This window comes from Vibrio sp. 10N.222.48.A3 (assembly GCF_041475345.1).
Lineage (GTDB): Bacteria > Pseudomonadota > Gammaproteobacteria > Enterobacterales > Vibrionaceae > Vibrio > Vibrio tasmaniensis_A.
On record NZ_JBFRVX010001545.1, the window covers coordinates 1 to 1,458 of the forward strand.

Sequence of the window (1,458 nt, forward strand, 5' to 3'; positions counted from 1 at the left end):
CAGTACCGGCGTTAAAATAGATAGCATCATTGCCGTTGTTGCCGTGTTAGACATAAACATCGAAAAGATACCAGTGATCAACATTAAGCCGAGCATCACAAACTTTGGGTCTTGTCCAAATGGCTTCAATAATACACGGGCTAAGTTTACGTCTAATCGATACTTAGTGGCGGCCATCGCTAAGAAAAAACCGCCCAAAAACAGCATGATGATTGGGCTGGCGAATGTCGCCATGATGTCGCTGTATTTTAACAACTCACCAAAATGTTCCTGCCCATGCTCAAACCTTAAAAAGATCAGCCCTTTATCCGACAACATCAACAATTGCAGAACGATAATAACAACAGACGTCGCGTAGATCGGGATGGGCTCGAACACCCAGCACAATGCCGCTAATAAAAAGATCGCGATAACGCGTTGTTGAATAATCGTAAGGCCTTCAAATGGGAACGCTGATAGCGGCATTACGAGGATAATGAAAGGAATTAAAATAGGGATAATGTATTTAATATAGGGGCGCATAGCACAAAAACTCTTCCTGAGATAACAACTACTTAGAAATTAGATTTAAAGTTCTAATTTAGTCCGACAACGAATTATCGACCTCTTATCACTATCTCACTATCGGCTAGATCAATGATTCCGTAATCGCGATATCCCCTTTTTCGATTCTGTGCGCTACCTCTACGTTTGTATGTGATTTACTGTTGCAATTAAATTCAGGAGAGTGGTTTCTACGTTCCTAGTCATAATCCGTTCCAGTTACTCTAGATACTGTCAGAACAGATCAGTCACTTAAAGTCACGTCCATAAATTAAAGCCATGCCCATAAATTGAGGACCGCTTCTGATAAAAGCGCTGAACAACCTTTTAAAGGATGAAGTAATGGATACTGGCACTACTATAAAGTGCCTTTTCTAATAGTTGGTTGCTTGTCATGTTTCCTCCTTGAAACTAAGACCGAATAGATTTGGTTGTTTATATGACTAGCATCTTTGAGAGACAAATCGAACGGTCTACACCGACATATTTACCATAAGCACTGGATTCTGAGTAAGCGTGGCGACAATAAAAGGTCACCGCTTTAGAGTTAACTCTACGTGTCGATAAAATAGCTTTTCGATAACCTTTTTCAATCGCAAGACATTCGAGTTGTTTCAACAAATATGAGCCAGCACCGGCTTTGTTAGAGTACATCCGCTTAAGTTCACAAACTTCACTTTCGTGATATCTAAATACCCCACATGCCACCGCGCTATCATTTAGATACACCACGATACATCCATCTTTTGATGGGTCGAAAGCGTCAGATACAAAAGAGCTTTCGCCTGTGTCATTAGTAATCTGGCGAAGTGACAAATTCAGCTCAGCGGTTAATGACTGAAAATCTCTATGATTTGGTTCTATTTTCTTATATTCGAATTCCATACCTACCACATAATGCCAACTCAATCAGCA

The 1,458-nt window shown here is 40.4% G+C and carries 2 protein-coding genes; both read right to left on the reverse strand.

Annotation, left to right across the window (positions count from 1 at the left end):
- The coding region (locus AB4653_RS27640; protein ID WP_372105843.1) for an SLC13 family permease at positions 1 to 522 on the reverse strand (522 nt) is incomplete at its 3' end.
- A 456-nt stretch (positions 523 to 978) separates the two neighbouring features.
- Complete coding sequence (locus AB4653_RS27645) at positions 979 to 1,428, reverse strand: GNAT family N-acetyltransferase (RefSeq protein ID WP_102257313.1); 450 nt, start codon at positions 1,426 to 1,428, stop codon at positions 979 to 981.
- Positions 1,429 to 1,458 lie beyond the last annotated feature (30 nt).